Annotated in this window: 7 protein-coding genes; 2 read left to right on the forward strand and 5 right to left on the reverse strand. The window is 69.2% G+C overall.

Features of this window, described 5'->3' with window-relative positions:
- Nucleotides 1-47: 47 nt before the first annotated feature.
- Nucleotides 48-482: an ATP-binding protein gene (locus N4P33_RS02360; protein ID WP_260824450.1), complete on the reverse strand. Its 435-nt coding sequence runs from the start codon at nt 480-482 to the stop codon at nt 48-50.
- A gap of 167 nt (nt 483-649) precedes the next feature.
- On the opposite strand from N4P33_RS02360, the gene N4P33_RS02365 reads away from it, so the two are divergent.
- Both N4P33_RS02365 and N4P33_RS02370 read left to right on the forward strand, forming a co-directional pair.
- Nucleotides 650-1,513, forward strand: a complete 864-nt coding sequence (locus N4P33_RS02365) for a helix-turn-helix transcriptional regulator (RefSeq protein ID WP_260824451.1) — start codon at nt 650-652, stop codon at nt 1,511-1,513.
- On the forward strand, nt 1,510-1,695 hold the full coding sequence (locus tag N4P33_RS02370; protein WP_260824452.1) for a DUF397 domain-containing protein: 186 nt from the start codon (nt 1,510-1,512) through the stop codon (nt 1,693-1,695). The genes N4P33_RS02365 and N4P33_RS02370 overlap by 4 nt, the downstream gene beginning before the upstream one ends.
- Before the next feature lie 54 nt (nt 1,696-1,749).
- Here the strand turns inward: N4P33_RS02370 and N4P33_RS02375 are convergent, their stop codons facing one another.
- Genes N4P33_RS02375 through N4P33_RS02390 form a run of 4 tightly spaced genes read right to left on the reverse strand, consistent with a single transcriptional unit; the run spans nt 1,750 to nt 16,182 of the window.
- Nucleotides 1,750-2,895: an EcsC family protein gene (locus N4P33_RS02375; RefSeq protein ID WP_260824453.1), complete on the reverse strand. Its 1,146-nt coding sequence runs from the start codon at nt 2,893-2,895 to the stop codon at nt 1,750-1,752.
- Nucleotides 2,896-2,927: 32 nt separating this feature from the next.
- Nucleotides 2,928-6,872, reverse strand: a complete 3,945-nt coding sequence (locus tag N4P33_RS02380; RefSeq protein WP_260824454.1) for an Eco57I restriction-modification methylase domain-containing protein — start codon at nt 6,870-6,872, stop codon at nt 2,928-2,930.
- Nucleotides 6,872-9,832, reverse strand: coding sequence for a DEAD/DEAH box helicase (locus N4P33_RS02385; RefSeq protein ID WP_260824455.1), 2,961 nt, complete (start codon nt 9,830-9,832; stop codon nt 6,872-6,874). Before N4P33_RS02385 ends, N4P33_RS02380 begins: the two co-directional genes overlap by 1 nt.
- Nucleotides 9,833-9,873: 41 nt before the next feature.
- Complete coding sequence (locus N4P33_RS02390; RefSeq protein ID WP_260824456.1) at nt 9,874-16,182, reverse strand: protein kinase domain-containing protein; 6,309 nt, start codon at nt 16,180-16,182, stop codon at nt 9,874-9,876.
- Nucleotides 16,183-16,240: the final 58 nt, after the last annotated feature.

Here is a 16,240-nt window from a genome sequence, read left to right on the forward strand (position 1 = left end):
GACGCCGAAACGGCACGCGGGGTAGCACGGGCACGTTCGTGGCCACGTCAAGCGCCCGCACCGTCGCACTCGGCCCACACCGTCTTGCCGGTGGGCGGGTACGGCTCGGTGCCCCAGCGGTCGGCGAGGGCGGCGACGAGGAGGAGGCCGCGGCCCGACTCGGAGTCCGCCTCCGGTGGGTTCGATGTGGGCAGGTGATCGCCGCGGGCGTCGCTGACGGCGATGCGGAGGGTGCCGGTCGTGGTGGTGAGGGTGAGGCCGAGGCGGAAGCTGCGGCCCGGCACCCGTCCGTGGAGCGCCGCGTTGGCGGCGAGCTCGGCGGTGATCACTTCGGCGCGTTCGGTGACGTCGGGTGACACGTCCCAGGTGCGGAGCTGCTCGACGGCCAGGAGGCGGGCGAGACGGGCGCCGCGGCGGGTGGAGGACAGCAGCTGCGAGAACGTGCGGACGGACGCGGGAAGTTGGGGCGTGGTTGCGTGCATGGGGCCACGGTGGCGGTTGCGCGGGGGCGCGATCCAGGAGCACGGCCCGTACGGTGCGTCAGCGTACGGGCACAATCGGTGGACGGTACGGGGATCTTGCCGTCACTCTGGGTGCTGTCGAGTGCGGGGATGCAGGACGGTACGTACGCACCTGGAGGTGGCCGCGGATGACGAACGGGGCGGGCGTGAATGATGAGCCGGCGGTGTGTGAGGGGGAGCGGGAGCCGGACCCGTCGGACAGTCTGCGGACGTTCGGCGCGGTCGTCCAGGCGCTCCGCGAGAACGCCGGCCTGAGCCGGGCGGAGTTCGCCGAGCGGGTGCGGTTCTCCAAGCACACTGTGGAGTCGGTGGAGTTGGGGCGGCGCATGCCGGACGAGGCGTTCGTGGAGCGGGCGGAGGAGGCGACGGGGAACACGGGGGCGTTGCGGAAGTCGGCGCGGTTTCTTACGCGGGGGGAGGCGGGGTTGGCGGCTTGGTTTCGTAGGTGGGCTCGGCTGGAGCGCGTTGCGGTCAGCCTGTGCACGTATGAGTGCCGGTTGGTGCCGGGGTTGTTGCAGTCGGAGGGGTACGTACGGGCCCTGTGCGAGAACGAGATCCCACCTCTGTCGGATGACGCCCTGGAGACCACGGTGCAGGTACGCATGGAGCGTCAGCAACTGCTCCGCGAACGGCCCAACACGACGTTCGACTTCGTCATCGAAGAAGCTGTGTTCATGCGCCGCTTGGGAGGGACGGATGTCACCGCAGAGCAGCTCGACCTCATCCTTGAGCTCAGCTCGCTGCGCAACGTCACCGTCCAGGTCATGCCTGCGAACAGCGAGCAGCATGCGTGCCTTTCGGGGCCTGTACGACTGCTGGAGATGCCGGACGGCCGATGGCGAGCGTACTCCGAGGGCCAGGAGAACGGCCGCTTGATCGCTGATCCGAAAGAGGTCAGCCGCATCCACATGCGCTATGCAAGACTGCGCTCGCAGGCACTTTCCCCGAAGGACTCCATGAGCCTGCTGGTGCGGATCAGAGGAGCGCTATGAACACGTCCGAACTCGATTGGTTCAAGTCCAGCTACAGCAGCGCCCAGGGAGACGACTGTGTTGAGGTCGCTGTCACCGAAGGGGCGGTGCACGTACGCGATTCCAAGGACGTCACGCGCCCCGACTTCGCGGTCGGCCGGGACGGCTGGGCGCGGTTCGTGGGGTTCGCGGCGGGGGCCTGAGCTGCGTAGTCCCGGCGGTCGCGTGCTGCGCGTCGGCCGCCGGGACGCAGGGGGTCAGCGGAGGTTGGGTCCGCCTGCCTCGACGATCTCATCGAGCACGCTGATCCCGTCCTCGGCGTCGTCCGCAAGGTCGGAGTCGTCGTCGACGACGAACGATTCGAGCGTCGCTTCGTCGGCGAGATGCGGGTACTTGTCCAGGAGGAACCGCCGCCGGTACGCCATGTCGGCTGCGTCGACGATCCCCTCTAGCGTGCTCCAGTTGAGGGTGCTGCCGACGACGATCCCGAATGCGGGTACGGCCTTGCCGAGGCCCTTCTTGGTGAGCCGGAAGCCGAACGCCTTCGCGAACTGCTCGGCGACCTTGGTGACGACCGACTCGCTGAGTACGTCCCACGTCTTGCCGCGGAAGAGCGCCTGAGTGAGGCGCGAGAGGTCGGCCATCGCGGCGTTCTTGGCAGTGGCCGAACTCGCCGTCCCGACGTTGACGACGGACATCGCGAAGAGCTTCTCGGCAGGCTCTTCGGGGTCGTAGCCGTAGAACAGCGAGACATGGCCGACGGCGCGCGACGCGAGGGCGAGGACTGCAGCGGCGTCGGCGGTGAAGGCGCCCGCGATGGCACCTCCCGAAGGTGCCGCTGCGGCACCGGCGGAGGCGGCGATGGCGAGCTGGCCGCCGGAGATCGCGAGACCCGCACCGGCTCCCGAGAGCGCTGCTGCGGCCGGGTAGTACCAGCTTGCTCCCCGTCCACGCACAGAGTCGATCTGCTCAAGGTCGAGGCGACGCAGGTCGGAGAGCGACTCGACGTCATGCCCGCGCTTCTGGTGGAGCGCCACCACCCGCTTGGGGGAGAGGCCCGCTCGTGAGACGCGTCCCACCGTCCGCCGTATGGACTGCGCGGCAGCACCGCTCCAGTCCGGCAGGGCTTCGGCGGCTTCGCGAGCCTTGGCACCGGCCTTCCGGGTGCCCTTGGCGACGAACTCCTGTCCCCGCGAGACCGCCGCCTGGGCCCGTGGGCGGTTCTCCAGTTGCTTCGCGGCACGCTTACCGAGTTTCGCGACGCCGTTGGCCACGTGCTCGCCGGCGTTACTCATCGCCCGTGACAGGGGGCGGCCCTTGAACTGCTGGATGCCGCGCCATGCTTCGAGCTCGTAGTCCGAGGGCAGCCGATCGGGCTGCTGCGGGTCACGCGGGTCGCTCATGGTCCGTAGGACTCCTGTCTCTGGGCGAGCCGTCAGGCCGGGTGGCGGGGGCCGTGGCCCGGGGGCGGGGTCAGGGTAGAGGTGTAGTTCTCGCCGTCCACGAGCGGGTTCTCCAGAGTGAGCCCGGCGGCAGCCATGCGGTCGTACTCGGTGAGGATCAGCTCCTTTGTGCGGTACGTGCCGTATCTGTCTTCGTCCTTGTTCTTGACGATGCGGAACGTGTCCAAGATATAGGCGGCGTCTTCGCGGGTCACACCGTAGAGGTGAAAGAAGAACGCATCAAGCTCGGCTCGGATAACCTCGCGTCGTTGGTCGTCCCAACAGAAGGGATTTGAGGAATCGCCGAGATCGTATGCGAATGGCCTCAGTTCTTCGTTTATGTAGCACAGTTCGAGCGTTCTCGTCAGCGCGAACTGGGCGATGTCATCAACTGGGGCGATGATCGGGATCTGCCTCATGATCGTGACATTGAAGTGCTGGCCGGGTGTCTTTTGTTTGGCCATGAAGTCGTAGGCAAAGCTATTGATCACTGCCAATGCCCAGGCGTGAGCTTTGGCGCCACCTGGAACCGAGAAGCCGTTCAACGGCTGTATTGGAACGGTGCGTGGGACCACGGCTGCGATCGCAGTCCTTGAGTCAACCGCGCGCACATAGTCGCGTACCACGGTAACCCACTCGGACGAATTCCCCTTACGTGCGAGGAATTCCTCGACGATCGCCAAGTCGCAATGATATTGGTGGACAGTCGGCTTGAGCTTATCGCCGGGGGATACATCGTTGATCGAGCTCCGTTCGTAGTCGGCGAAACGGGCGTCGAATTGGTGGATCATTTTCCCCTCGAAGAGGCCCATCGTGTTGGCCCCTGCGGTATTTTGATAATACTTTGAGAACCCCTCGGAGGTGAAGCCGACCCAAGGAGTTACGAGAAGCCCAGGTCTGCTATTCCGAGTGAGCAGCATCAGCAGATCAAAATCGCGGCGGGATACACAAATTGGGAGCTGTTTGGTGATCGGGTTGAGTACGCTGAGTCCGTCGAGAGGGAGTTGGTAGATGCGGTTTGAGTCCTTTAGATCCTCTTCTGAGCGTAGATAAACTCCGAGGGTCAGGGACGTGGAGGCTTTCTCGACTTGCTCCCTCTGCAGTGTGAGCAGCGTGAACTTTGTCGAGCGGTGAACTGCAGGAAAGATGCCTTCACTGTTCTCGCAGTCGAGTAGGCCCCGTAGGATCCCTGACTCTCGAAGGTGCTCCCAGAAATCTTTCATTGGAACGTCTGTAAGAACGCTCGTTGTTACGATTACACCCGCCCAGCCGCCAAGGCGATTCAAATCAATGACCAGGGATGAGAAGAGCGCCTGGGTCTTAAGGCGTCCACGGGCAGTCAGTGGGTAGCGGCCACAATTAGACAAGAAATGCGTGAGTTCGGCGCGCCTTCTGAGTTCTCCGTAGTACTCGCTCCTCCACTCGGCGCCCGCATCCAATGCCTCGATGATCGCATTTTTCCGGGCGTTTGTTGTCTTGTGGGACAAGAGGTGTGGTGCGCGTTTAGTGAAGAACTCCTCGTCGTCAAAAGCGATACGCTCCCAGGGAGGGTTCCCCATTACGCAGTCGAATCCTCCTGTCCAGCCCGTCGCAGGGTTTGCCTGGGACACCTCTGGGTCCGCCTCGGGAACGAAGAATACGTCGGGGAACTCCAGGTGCCAGTGGAAAAAAGCGTACTGATCTCTGAGGCGTTCGATCTCGTCGTGTGTTGATTGCGGTAGTGTGCCGTCCGAAGGATCCTGAAGGATTTCGAAGACTTCCTGGGTTACTGCGAGTGGAGCCCCCGGATTCTTAGGCCACATGAACGCCGCGCACCAGGCGTCTGCAACGCGGAGCGCGTGAATGTACTCGGCGGATTTCGACCAGTCATGGAAGGCGGCCTCTTGGCGGCGGACCTCGGCTAGAGTGTCCGCATTGGCTGAAGTGATGCTACGCAAGCGGGACGCGAACGCGGTGTTGGCTACCTTGGATTCTGTGCCCAGCTCGAACAACCCGCGTTGGCCAGCGTGTTCGAGCCGGTTCTGCTTTTCAAGGGCCTTAGCATATTTCTTGTCATCACCCTCGATCGGCTTGAAAGCTTCGTCGGGGATTCCCGCCTTCAGTAGGGCAGGGGTCGCACCGATCAGGGCGTTGCCGTGCTTGATGTGCGCGTCCAGGAAGCTCAGCGGCTTGCCCGGCTCCAGTGCCTCCAGCCACAGGGACACCTTGGCCAGGTCCACGGCCATGGGGTTGAGGTCGACACCGTAGATGCACCGGGCGACGACCTCGTGCAACGCGTGACGCACGGCGTCCAGGGTGGGCTCGGGGTTGCGCTCTCGGACTGCGGCGACCCGCTTCGCGATGCGGCGGGCCGCCGCCACGAGGAAGTGTCCGGAGCCGCACGCGGGGTCGCAGACCGTCAGGGACAGCAGTTCGTTCACGATGGAGTTTGCCGGATCGGCTTCCCCTGACCGGGAGGCCGCTTCCTCGCCGCGTTTTACGGCGTCATCGATCACCGGGTCAAGGCTGGAGTTCAGCAGGCACTCGATGAGCGAGGACGGCGTGTAGTAGCTGCCCGTCGTCTTGCGGGTGTTGCCCGCCACCTCGACGAGCGCGAAGGTACGGTCGGCGGCGCTGTACTTCGGCTCCAGCTCCAGCAGGGACTCGTAAACCGACCCCAGCTCCTCCGCGTCGAGATGGCGGTAGTCAACCGTCCGCCAACGGCCCGAGCTGCCGTCCCGGACCAACGACAGGTGGCGTACGGCCGTCAGCAGCGCCTCGTTGGAGAGTTTCAAGCCGCGCAGCGGAGCGTCCGCTTCCGCGTCGTTGAACAGGCCGCCGAGGCCGGGCAGGCCCAGCTCAGGGCGGCCGTTCTCGTCACCGAGAGCCGTCAGGACGATGCGCAGTGCCTCGTACTGGTCACCGTGGGCCGTGCCGCGCCGCCTTCTGGCGTGTGCACGCAGCCGGGCCGACGAGAAGTACTTCTCGTAGCGTTCGCGCGCCTGCGGATCCGCGTTCGGCGAGAGCAGCGCGTCACGGTCCTCCGCAACGAAGACGAAGAGGAGCCGATAGACGAGACGGAGCAGGGCCGCTTGGAGAGCCTTCGGGTGGATGTTCTCTCGTAGGGCCGCGTTCTCCGGATGCCGCAGAAAGCCGGTGCCCAGCGCGGTGATCGCCTCCTGCACGCCCTTCCGTAGCTGGTCCAGCGCTCGCGTCCCCGACGCGATGGCCTCCGTGCGCCACTTCTCCAGCCAGCAAGCGGACGGCGCCGCCCCCTCCGCCACCTCGAACCGCGACACATGCAGCAGCCGGTACAGCAGCACGAACTCGCTGAACAGCTCGCCGTCGAAGATCGCCTCAAGGTCGAACTCGACGTACGACGCCGTCGCCAGCGCGCTGGAGTCGCGGAGCAGCCGCACCTGGCGGCCGTTGGTGAGGACGCCCCACAGGTGTGCCTCCGTGCGGTTCAGGCACTCCTGGAGCATCGACTGGGGCGGCACCGTGCCCGCCCCGCCCGGGCGCTTGTCCAGCTCGCCGTTCCACGGCGTCTGGTGGATCAGGGCGTGCTGCCACTTGTGCGAGACCGGGAACTTCTTCTCCGCGTCCGAGTCCGCCGCGATCCCCGCCGGGCCGACCGGCGTCAGCCGGCCGAAGCCGAGCTCGCGCCACAGCGGCGCCAGCCAGTCCGTGCCGGCGCGGCCGGTCGGGTCGGCCGACGGGACGCCCGTCTCCACCGAACCCGGCAGGTGCTTGCGCAGGTCGCGCCAGAGCGGCTTCAAGTACTCCCAGCTGCGCTCCGCCTCGTCCCGTACCGAACGCGACGACGGCAGGCCGTAGTCCGCCGGCTTGGAACCCGGTACGTCCTTGCCCTCCGAGATGCGCAGCAGCATGTCGGCCGGGAGCAGGCCGCCGACGGTGTGGACGGCGGTGAACACCTGGTTGCGGGTCGTGGCGGACATCAGGCGGACACTCCAGCGGAAGCAGAGGGAACAACAGCGGAATCAGAGGGGGAGGCGGGCAAGTAGACGTACACGCCCAGCACATCGGCCGGCTTCTGGGCCTTCACCGACAGACCCCGGACGATCTCGCCGGAGGCGGTCCGCACCCGGCGGTGCGACGCGTCCAGTTCCTCGGCCAGGTCGTCGCCGTACGACTCCAAATGCGGCGTCACGTCGTCCAGTTGGCTCAGGATGCGCGTCATCGTGCGCTCACCGAACGCCGCCGCCGTGTTCTCCGTCGCCTGCGCGTCCAGCAGCGCCACCGCACGCTCCGGCGGCAGCCACACCGCGTTTCTCGGCGCCCCCTCGAACGCCAGCAGCCGCGCGTCCTCCGCCACCAGCTGCTTCTCGCCGTTCCGGGACGGCAGCGTCAGGTGGAAGCGGTAGCGGACCAGCAGGAGCGTCGTGCGCGTCGTCACCGCGTCCGTCGTCACCACGCCGCATCGGCGCGCCGGGCGCGGCCCGTCCGCCTGGGTGTCCAGTGCCGCGTTCAGTACATGGGACGCCAGTGCGCCCACCACCGGGTCCGTACGGACCAGCGCCGCCTCGCCCCGCGCCACCGCCGATGTCGTACGGAACGGGATCGGGCGGTCCCCCTCGACCGCGTCCGCGCCCACCACCGGCGCCAGCGCGTCCCGCAGGCCCGCCGGGGTGCCGCCGATCTGTGCCGTGAAGCCCTCACCGGAGTCGCGCAGCACCGCTCCCAGGGCGTTCAGGGACTCCCGTACGAACGTGTCGATCTCGCCCGCGCCGCCCAGCGCCTCCCGTACCGCCGCGACCTCGCGGGCCACCTCCTCCGGGTGGATCGAGCGCTGCGCGAAGCGCGACCGCGACGCCTTCTCCCGGTCCGCCGCCGAGTTCCAGTCCTTCTCCAGGTCCGCGAAGCTCTGCTGGAAGGCGTCCGATGCGAAGAGTGCTTCCTGCTCGCCCTGCCGGCCGCGCAGCAGCAGCCACTCCACGATCGCGTCCGTCACGCCCGTCGACATCTCGTCCGGCACCGACACCGAGATGCCCAGGTCCTTCTTGATCTGGCGGTGCTTCTTGATCAGCACCTCCAGCACCTTGCCGTCGATGCCGTTGTCCTCGCCGTACAGCGTGATGACGCGGACCTCATCGCGCTTCTGGCCGTAGCGGTCGACGCGGCCCTCGCGCTGGTCGTGGCGGGTGGGGTTCCAGGCCAGGTCGTAGTGGACGACGGCGTCGAAGTGGTGCTGGAGGTTCACGCCCTCCGACAGGCAGTCGGTGGCGATCAGCACCCGGCGCGCGGCGGCGTCCTCGCCGGCCTCCGCCGCCAGCTCCTCGATGCGCTCCACGCGCTGCTGCGGGGACAAGGTGCCCGTCACCGCCTTGACCACCGTCTTCGCGCCCAGCGGGCCGCGCTTCTTCGACTCCGGGTCGTTGCCCAGCTGCTCGGCCAGGTACTCGGCGGTCGGGATGTAGCGGCAGAAGACGATCGGGTTGTGGCCGTCCGCCAGCAGGGCTTTGAGGTGCTTGATGAGCGCCTTCAGCTTCAGGTCCTGCGCCGGGCCCTCCAACGCCGCCGCCCGCGCCGCCAGTTCGGCCAGGCGTGAGCCCGCGTTCTCGTCCGTCTCCGCGCCCGGGGCCACGTCCATGCCCTCCAACGCGTCACTGTCCGCCGAGTCGCTGGTCAGCGGGGCGCCCAGCCGGTCCGCCTCCTCCGCCGACGCGGCGACCGCAGCCGCCGACCTCGTGCGCAGCGTCTGCGCCGCCGCCCTCGGTGACGACACCATCGAGCGCAGCAGGGCGATCGCCGACCACCACGCGATACGGGCCTCGCGCCTGCCCTGGCCGCCCGCCTCCTCCACGCGCTCGCTCGCGTACGCGATCGCGTCGTCCAGCAAGGCCCGGTACTCCAGGGACAGCTTGTACGTCTCGTCCTTGAAGTAGCGGTCGGACGGGAACGCCGTACGCTCGGCGAGAGAGTCGTCCGCCAGACCGTCCTCCTTCGTGAGGTACTGCCGTACGTCCGCCCTCTTGCGCGCCACGAAATGCTGGGCGAGGAGCTTGCGGCCCGCCTCCGAGTCCAGGTCCACGTGCGCCAGGTCCGGCTTGACCAGGCCCAGCAGATTGCGGAACGCGGACTCCTTGCCGCTGTGCGGGGTCGCCGTCACCAGCAGCAGATGCCGGGTGGCGTCCTCGGCCACGCGGCGCAGCAGCTCGTAGCGCAGCTGGTTCTGCGTGCCCGCCTTCGTGTCGTCGGCGACCACGCAGGTGTGCGCCTCGTCGACGATCACCAGGTCGGGGCAGTGCCGTACGAAGTCGTCGCGGTGGCGGGTGGACTTGATGAAGTCCGTCGAGACGATCACGTGCGGGTACTTGTCGAACAGCGACTGGCCCAGATCCAGGCCGCGCTCCAGCCGCGAGACCGTGGACGACAGGACCAGCTCCGCGTCGATGCCGAACTTGGTGCGCAGCTCCTGCTGCCACTGCTCCGCCAGCGCAGGGGAGCACAGCACCGCCAGGCCCGTCGCCTCGCCCTGCGCGAGCAGCTCGCTCGCGATCAGGCCCGCCTCGATCGTCTTGCCGATACCGACGTCGTCGGAGATCAGCATGCGGACCGTCTTCTGGCGCAGGGCCATCAAGAGGGGGACCAGCTGGTAGGCGCGCGGCTCCACCGCGATCCCGGCCAGCGAGCGGAACGGGCCCGCGCCCGAGCGGAAGCCGACGCGCAGCGCCGTGCGCAGCAGACCGGCCGCGCGCTGGTCGCCCAGGTCGCCGGGCTCCGGCGGGGCGAACTCGGCTCCCTTGACCTCCTCGAACGCCGGGAACACCGCGGCGATGTCGTCGTCCGAGCCGCCCAGCGGGCGCAGCACCAGCAGGTCCGGCTCGCTCTCGGGGAGCACGACCCACTCCCGGCCGCGCGCGGTGACCAGGGAGCCTGCGGAGTACGTGAGTGCCATGTCAGTCGTCAGTTCCTCGTCAAGGCCGTGGGCGTGGGGGGTCAGTTGGCAGCGGGGGAGCCGAAGCAGTCGGCGTAGGACTCGGCGAGCGCGTCCCAGTCGTCGCCGGGGCGGAAGCGGACGTACTCCCAGCCGGCGTCGAGGAGACGCTCCGCGGCGTCCTCGTCGCGCAGCGCGGTCTGCTCCGTGTCGGGCAGGTCGACGAAGACGGCCAGGCGCATGCCGGGCTGCCGGTAGACGTAGTCCGGCGCGGCGTTGGCCTCCGTCAGGAAAATGTCCGTCTCCGTCGGCAGGTTCAGGCCCTTCGCCTTCAGCCAGCCCAGGAAGTCGCCCCGCTCGGCCAGTTCGGCGGCGGCAGCGCTCTCCACCGCCGTCGGCTCGGCGGGGGCACCGCCCAGCAGCCTGCGGTACTGCTCCGACCTGGACTCGCCCCGCTCCTCACGCTGGGCGCTCGCCGAGGCGAAGTCCACCAGCAGCTGGGCGACGGTGTGCCGGTCGATCTGCGGGTGGTCGAGCTGGTTGCCGTACGTCAGCAGGCACTCGTAGCAGCCACGGGCGCAGGCGCGGTCGCCGCGGTGGGCCTCGTCGCCCTCGTCCGTGCCGTCCGCCGCGAAGTGGCAGATCTCCAGCGCGCGGCGGGCCGCCTTCGCCAGAGCGTCGTCCTCCGCCTGGAGGCGGCGCAGCACACCTGCACCACCCTCGGACGCCTCCATGAACAGGATGCGGCGCCTCGGCCCGTCGTCCGGCGGCAGCAGCTCGCTGGACAGCTCGGCGTCCTCCAGCTCGAACGCCGCCTCGATGCCCCGCTCCAGGGCGTACATCAGCGTCAGCGCGATCGGCTCGGGCAGCGCCTCGTCGAGCGTGAGGACCAGGATGTTGCGCCGGTCCTCGACGAACGGGATGACCCGCTTCTTGCGGCGCCGCTCGTTGCCGTCCGCGTCGATCACCGGCAGCTCGCTGGAGTCGCCGGAGGCCTCGGAGGCGTCCTTGTCGTTCATCCAGCGGCCGTCGGCCAGGTCCAGCCAGTAGCCCGGCGGCTCGTCCTTCTTCGCGCGCACCCGGCCCGTGTTGGTGATACGGACGGTCGCGGAGTCGCCGTAGGCGATCTCGGCCAGCGGGCCGCCGGAGGCGTCCGTCACCGTGGCGTTCAGACGGCCCCTGCGGGCGCCGTGGTCGTGGAAGCGGTACGAGGTCTCCAGCCGGAATCCGGCCCGGCGCCGCTCCTCCTCGTCGGAGGAGATCCGCTCCCGGCGCGTGGTGTACACGGTGTGCAGGTGCAGCAGGCCGTAGGTGGCCGAGCTCAGCGGCTCGTCGCAGAACGCGCAGCGGTCCTCGCGGTCCTTCGGGTCGTGGTGGTAGCCGCAGTGGGCGCAGCGGCGGGCCTCGCCCGTGGTCAGCTCGCCGGAGGAGTCCGGCGGCAGCTGGATGCGGGTCACCTGGTAGCGGGCGCCCTCGTGGTAGATCAGCGCGCCCGGCCCGAACTCGCGGATCGCGAGGAAGCGGGGCCGCTGGAGGTAGTCGCCGTCGCCGCGGCGGCGGCCGATCGTCGGGATGTACGCGGCGAGCGGCAGGCGCGGGAAGCTGTAGCCCGGCAGGAAGCCCTCGGAGGCGAGGTAGCGGTAGGGGTTGAAGTCGGAGAGGACCGACTTGCTGTCCACGCTCTCGTTCATGAGCAGGTTCAGCTGGGTCTCCGCCTCGCGGCGGCGGGTGTTGGCGCGGTTGCGGTCGCCCTCGGTGAGGCTGTAGTCCAGGCGCCGCTTGTTCTGCACGTACTGGTCGTCCAGCGCGGCACGGAACAGGTCACGCCAGCGGTCGAAGGCCCGGTCGAACCGCTCCGGCACCGTGCGGACCTTGTCCTGGATCCAGTCGTCGTGCCACCACGTGGTGTCCGTGAAGTCGGGCAGCAGCGGGCCGAGTACACGTAGTGCCGCGTTCACCGTGCGCCGCTGGGCGCCCTCGTCCCGCGAGGCGGCCTCGATCTCCGGCAGCAGCTTCAGGTCCGGGTTCGGGCGGTCACCGGTGTCGGGGTATGACACGTCCAGCACCTCGGGGATCGACCGGCCCAGACGCAGGCCCGCCTCCGCCAGCCAGATGCCCTGGAGGTGGGAGAGCACCAGGTCCTCGTTGGCCAGGTCCAGACGCGGCGGCGCCACCGCGCCGGCCACCATGCGCTCGGAGCGGCGGAAGTAGTACTGGTCATGGCTGTTGCCCGTCGCGCAGTACGTCGTCACCAGCGCGGGCTGGCCACTGCGGCCCGCGCGGCCCGAACGCTGCGCGTAGTTCGCGGGCGTCGGCGGCACATTGCGCATCATCACCGCGTTGAGGGAGGAGATGTCGACACCCAGCTCCATCGTGGGGGAGCAGTAGAGCAGCTTCAACTCGGCCTTGCGGAAGGCCTCTTCGCGCTTCTCGCGGTCCTCGGGGGCCACCTGCGCGGTGTGTTCGCGGGCGAACAGACCGGCCAGCGCGTCGGCGGTCTCCCGGTACAGCTTCAGGAAGAAGCGGTTGATGCGCGGCCCGTCGCCGCTCTGGTAGCGGCGGGTCAGCGGGTCGTGCGCGCCCGACTCGCCCTTGCCGGCCCGCCACACCAGGGCCTGGGCGGCCACCCGGTAGCCGGTGCTCGCCGGACCCGACTGGTGCCGGAAGCGGCCCGGGCGGCGCTGCGCCACCTCCACCTCCTTCACCAGGCCCGCCTTGGCGAGGACGGTCAGCAACTGGGCGATGATCAGCTGCAGGTCGTCGCGCGTCACACCTGCGCGTTCTGTGAACGATGGGTCGGCGCGCCGCAGGTACTTGCCGAACTTGCCCCGCGCGGACAGGAACAGGCTGGAGCGGTCCGCGCCCGGCCGCGACGGGTGCGGGAAGGCCGTGCCGATGCGCGGCCGGTCACCCGAGGACAGGATCCAGGGATCGACGAGCCGTTCCTCGCTCGCCCGCTGGAGCGAGTCGAACACATCGTCGCGGAAGTACGACACGTCGATCGCCAGCGACCGGCGCATCTCGTCGAGCAGCGTCCTGGTGATCTCGGCGCGCAGCGCGGGGTCGGCGTCGCGCAGGGCGGGGTGCGTGTCCTCCCAGCGGTCCTGCTTCCCGGCCACCCAGTGCAGATCCTCGTAGTCGATCTCCAGCAGGCCCGTCTGCTCCAGGTTGGGCATGGTGATGCGCCAGCCGCGCTCCAGGTCCAGGTAGAGCCGGAAGGCGACCACGTCGCGCAGGGTGCCGGCCGCGTTGCGGGCCAGCGACGGGGCGAGGTCGGTGTCGCCGGTGTAGTCGGCCGGGGCCAGGGCGAGGGCGTTGGTGACCGCCGTGGCGAGGTCCTCGTGGTGCAGGCCCTCCTCGCCCGCGTCCAGCGCCGCCCGGTACAGGGCCCCGCGCAACTGCGTGATCTGCACGAAGTCGTTGAAGTGGCCCGCCTGGAGGGAGGCGTCCTGGCGGTTGTCCACGAACGTCAGCAGCTTGCGGGCCTCCTTGTCCAGCGCCTCCTCGGGCACCGACTTCAGGGACCGCACGATCGACGCCGAGACGAGCGAGGTCGCCGAGGAGCGGCCCTCCTGGTCCAGCGTGGCCAGCTTGGCGAAGTCCCGGCCGCGCGTCTGCTCGTACGCCACACCGCAGTGCAGGCAGAACAGGAACGGCGACGGGATGAACGCCGCCTTCAGCTCGCCCTCACCCTCGCGGCCCAGCGGGTCGACGGTGACGGCGCGCGGCACCCGGTCCCGGTAGGAGCGCTTGACGACCTCCTGACCCTTGTCGTCCACCTCCAGCCACGACTCGGGCAGTCTTCGGTCGTCCACCGCGTACTGCACGTTCGACGGCCACGCGCGCTCGTGGTCGATGTAGAGATAACCGTCGCCCTGCCGGCCCCCGGTGGCGGAGGTGTCGCGGCGCGCCTCGTACCGGACCTCGCCGTCCTTCTCCATGCGCCACACCGTCAGATACTCCTGGCCACACTCCCGGCAGAACGCCAGCGGCATCAGCAGCTTGCCGCCGCTGTCCGGCTTCTCCAGCTGGTAGGAACGGGTCAGGTGGCGGGACGCCTTGTCCTCCAGCGTGACGTACACCGTGTCGCCCTTGGACAGGAACTGGTGCAGCCGGAACGCGAACAGCGGCCGGTCCGTCAGCGGGTGGCGGGCCTGCGAACCGGCCTCCAGCGTGGCGCGGATGGCCCGGACGCACTGCTCCTCGGGCACACCGGTCTGCTCGTGCAGCTCCCGCGCCGCGTCCTCGATCTTCGCGGGCTCGCGGCGCACCAGGCGCCCCGTCGCCGTGTCCTCGACCAGACCGAACCGCGTCTCGATCCAGCGGGCCAGCGGGTCGCGCACCAGCGCCTCGTAGGCGCGGGGCGCGGATGAGGTGAGCCGCTCGGCGGGCACGGAGTCCGCCGGTTCACCGGTCGCACGGACCAGGGTCTCGCCGATGACATGCTCGGGGGCGACGGGCGTGCCGAAGAGCCTGCTCGCCACCTCGGCGACCACCTTGCGCTGGTCGTCGAAGGTTCCTTCCGTCGACATGGTGGCCGAGGTGCCGATGCACTGCAGGCGGTCCGCCTGGCAGGCCTCGCGGACGCGGCGGATCAGCAGTGCCACGTCGGCGCCCTGCCGCCCGCGGTAGGTGTGCAGCTCGTCGAAGACGAGGAACTCCAGGCCCCGCGCCATCCGGATCAGGCTCGCCCGGTCGGCCGGGCGGGTGAGCATCAGCTCCAGCATCACGTAGTTGGTGAGCAGGATGTCGGGCGGGTTGTCGCGGATCTCCCTGCGCTTCTCGTCGTCCTCCTGGCCCGTGTACCGGGCGAACGTGACCGGCTCCCGGCCCGCGCCGTAGCCGTCGCGCAGGAACTTCTCCAGCTCCCTGAGCTGGCTGTTGGCGAGCGCGTTCATCGGATACACGATGATCGCCCGCACCCTCTTGGGCGCGTCCGGCCCCTCCGCGGCCCGCTCGCGCAGGACCTTGTCGACGATGGGGACGATGTACGACAGCGACTTGCCGGAACCCGTGCCGGTGGTCAGGACGTACGACGCCCCCGTCGCGGCGGCGTCGATGGCCTCCCGCTGGTGCTGGTGCAGGGTGAGCGGACGGCCGTCGCACACCGTGCCGCCCTCGGTCTTCCTCGCCTGGAAGATGCGCACGCACTGCTCGTGCAGCACTCCCTGCTGGGCCAGTTCCACCACGGAACCGCCGCTCTTGAAGAAGGGGTTGAGCGACAGCCAGGGGTCCGGCCACTGCGACTTGCCGTCCAGGTCCTTCTCGACGTACGCCTTGATCCGCTCATCACGGATGACGGTGCCGCCCTCGGTGAACGAGCGGTAGTCCCGGATGAGGTTCTCGTGGACGCCGAACACGTCCATGATCGCTCCGCCCGGCGCGGTGACGCCGGCCGGCTCGGCCTCGGCCTCGGGGGCGGCGGGCGCCGGGGCGGACTCCCGCAGCGGGAGCGTGGGGTCCAGGCCGGCCCAGGCCGGAAGCAGCGGTGCGTCGCTCTCCGGAACGGCCAGCGGCAGCAGTGCGTCCCGGACGGCGACCGCGTCCGCCGGGCGGTCGGCGGGGTCCTTGGCCAGGAGCCGCTCGACCAGCCGGGCCAGCTCGGCGGGCACCTCGGCCCGGACCGCTCTGACCGGGCTCGGCTGTTCCTCCACATGACGGCGGGCCAGTTCGAAGGCCGACTCGCTCGTGAACGGCGGTACGCCGACCAGCATCTCGTACAGCACACAGCCGAGGGCGTACAGATCGGCGGCCTGCGTGACCTGTCTCGCCTCGCACTGCTCGGGCGCCATGTAGCGGGCGGTGCCCACGCTGACACCGGTGCTGGTCAGCCGGGTCTGGTCGGGGTCGTCGATGATGCTGCCCATGCCGAAGTCGAGCACCTTGACCGTGCCGCCCTCGGTGAGCATCACATTCGCCGGCTTGAGGTCGCGATGCACGATGCCGGCCGTGTGCGCGGCGGCGAGACCAGCGGCGATCTGCGCGCCGATGGCGGCGGCCCAGGAGACGGGCAGCTGCGACTCCTCCTCCACGAGGTCGCGCAGCGTCTCGCCCTCCAGGAGTTCCATGGCCAGGTAGGGGAGCCCGTCCGCCGCTTCGTCGATCCCGCCGGCGACCAGCCGGGTGAGGTTGGGGTGCCGCAGCCGGCACATGATGCGCACCTCGCGAGCGAAGCGCTGCACCGCTTTCGTGTCCCCGGCCGTGTCCACCTGGGCCCCGGTGCGGCGGCGCAGGATCGTCTTGACGGCGACCCTGCGCTCCGGCGTGCCCTCGGGGGCGTGCAGGTCCTCAGCGCGGTGGACCTCTCCCATGTTGCCCCTGCCGATGACCTGTCCGATACGGAACCTGCCGTCGACCAGTGCCTGGCTCACTGCCCTCGCCCCTTCGTCCCTCGCCCGCCTCGCCGCCCCGGTTCCCCGACGGGAGCGG

It is taken from the genome of Streptomyces sp. 15-116A (genome assembly GCF_025290915.1).
GTDB lineage: Bacteria > Actinomycetota > Actinomycetes > Streptomycetales > Streptomycetaceae > Streptomyces.

What these genes read in the sequence shown, in the direction of transcription:
- N4P33_RS02380 (WP_260824454.1), bottom strand. Translation starts at nt 6,872, where the DNA reads ATGTCCGCCACGACCCGCAACCAGGTGTTCACCGCCGTCCACACCGTC.
- N4P33_RS02365 (WP_260824451.1), top strand. Translation starts at nt 650, where the DNA reads ATGACGAACGGGGCGGGCGTGAATGATGAGCCGGCGGTGTGTGAGGGG.
- N4P33_RS02360 (WP_260824450.1), bottom strand. Translation starts at nt 482, where the DNA reads ATGCACGCAACCACGCCCCAACTTCCCGCGTCCGTCCGCACGTTCTCG.
- N4P33_RS02385 (WP_260824455.1), bottom strand. Translation starts at nt 9,832, where the DNA reads ATGGCACTCACGTACTCCGCAGGCTCCCTGGTCACCGCGCGCGGCCGG.
- N4P33_RS02370 (WP_260824452.1), top strand. Translation starts at nt 1,510, where the DNA reads ATGAACACGTCCGAACTCGATTGGTTCAAGTCCAGCTACAGCAGCGCC.
- N4P33_RS02375 (WP_260824453.1), bottom strand. Translation starts at nt 2,895, where the DNA reads ATGAGCGACCCGCGTGACCCGCAGCAGCCCGATCGGCTGCCCTCGGAC.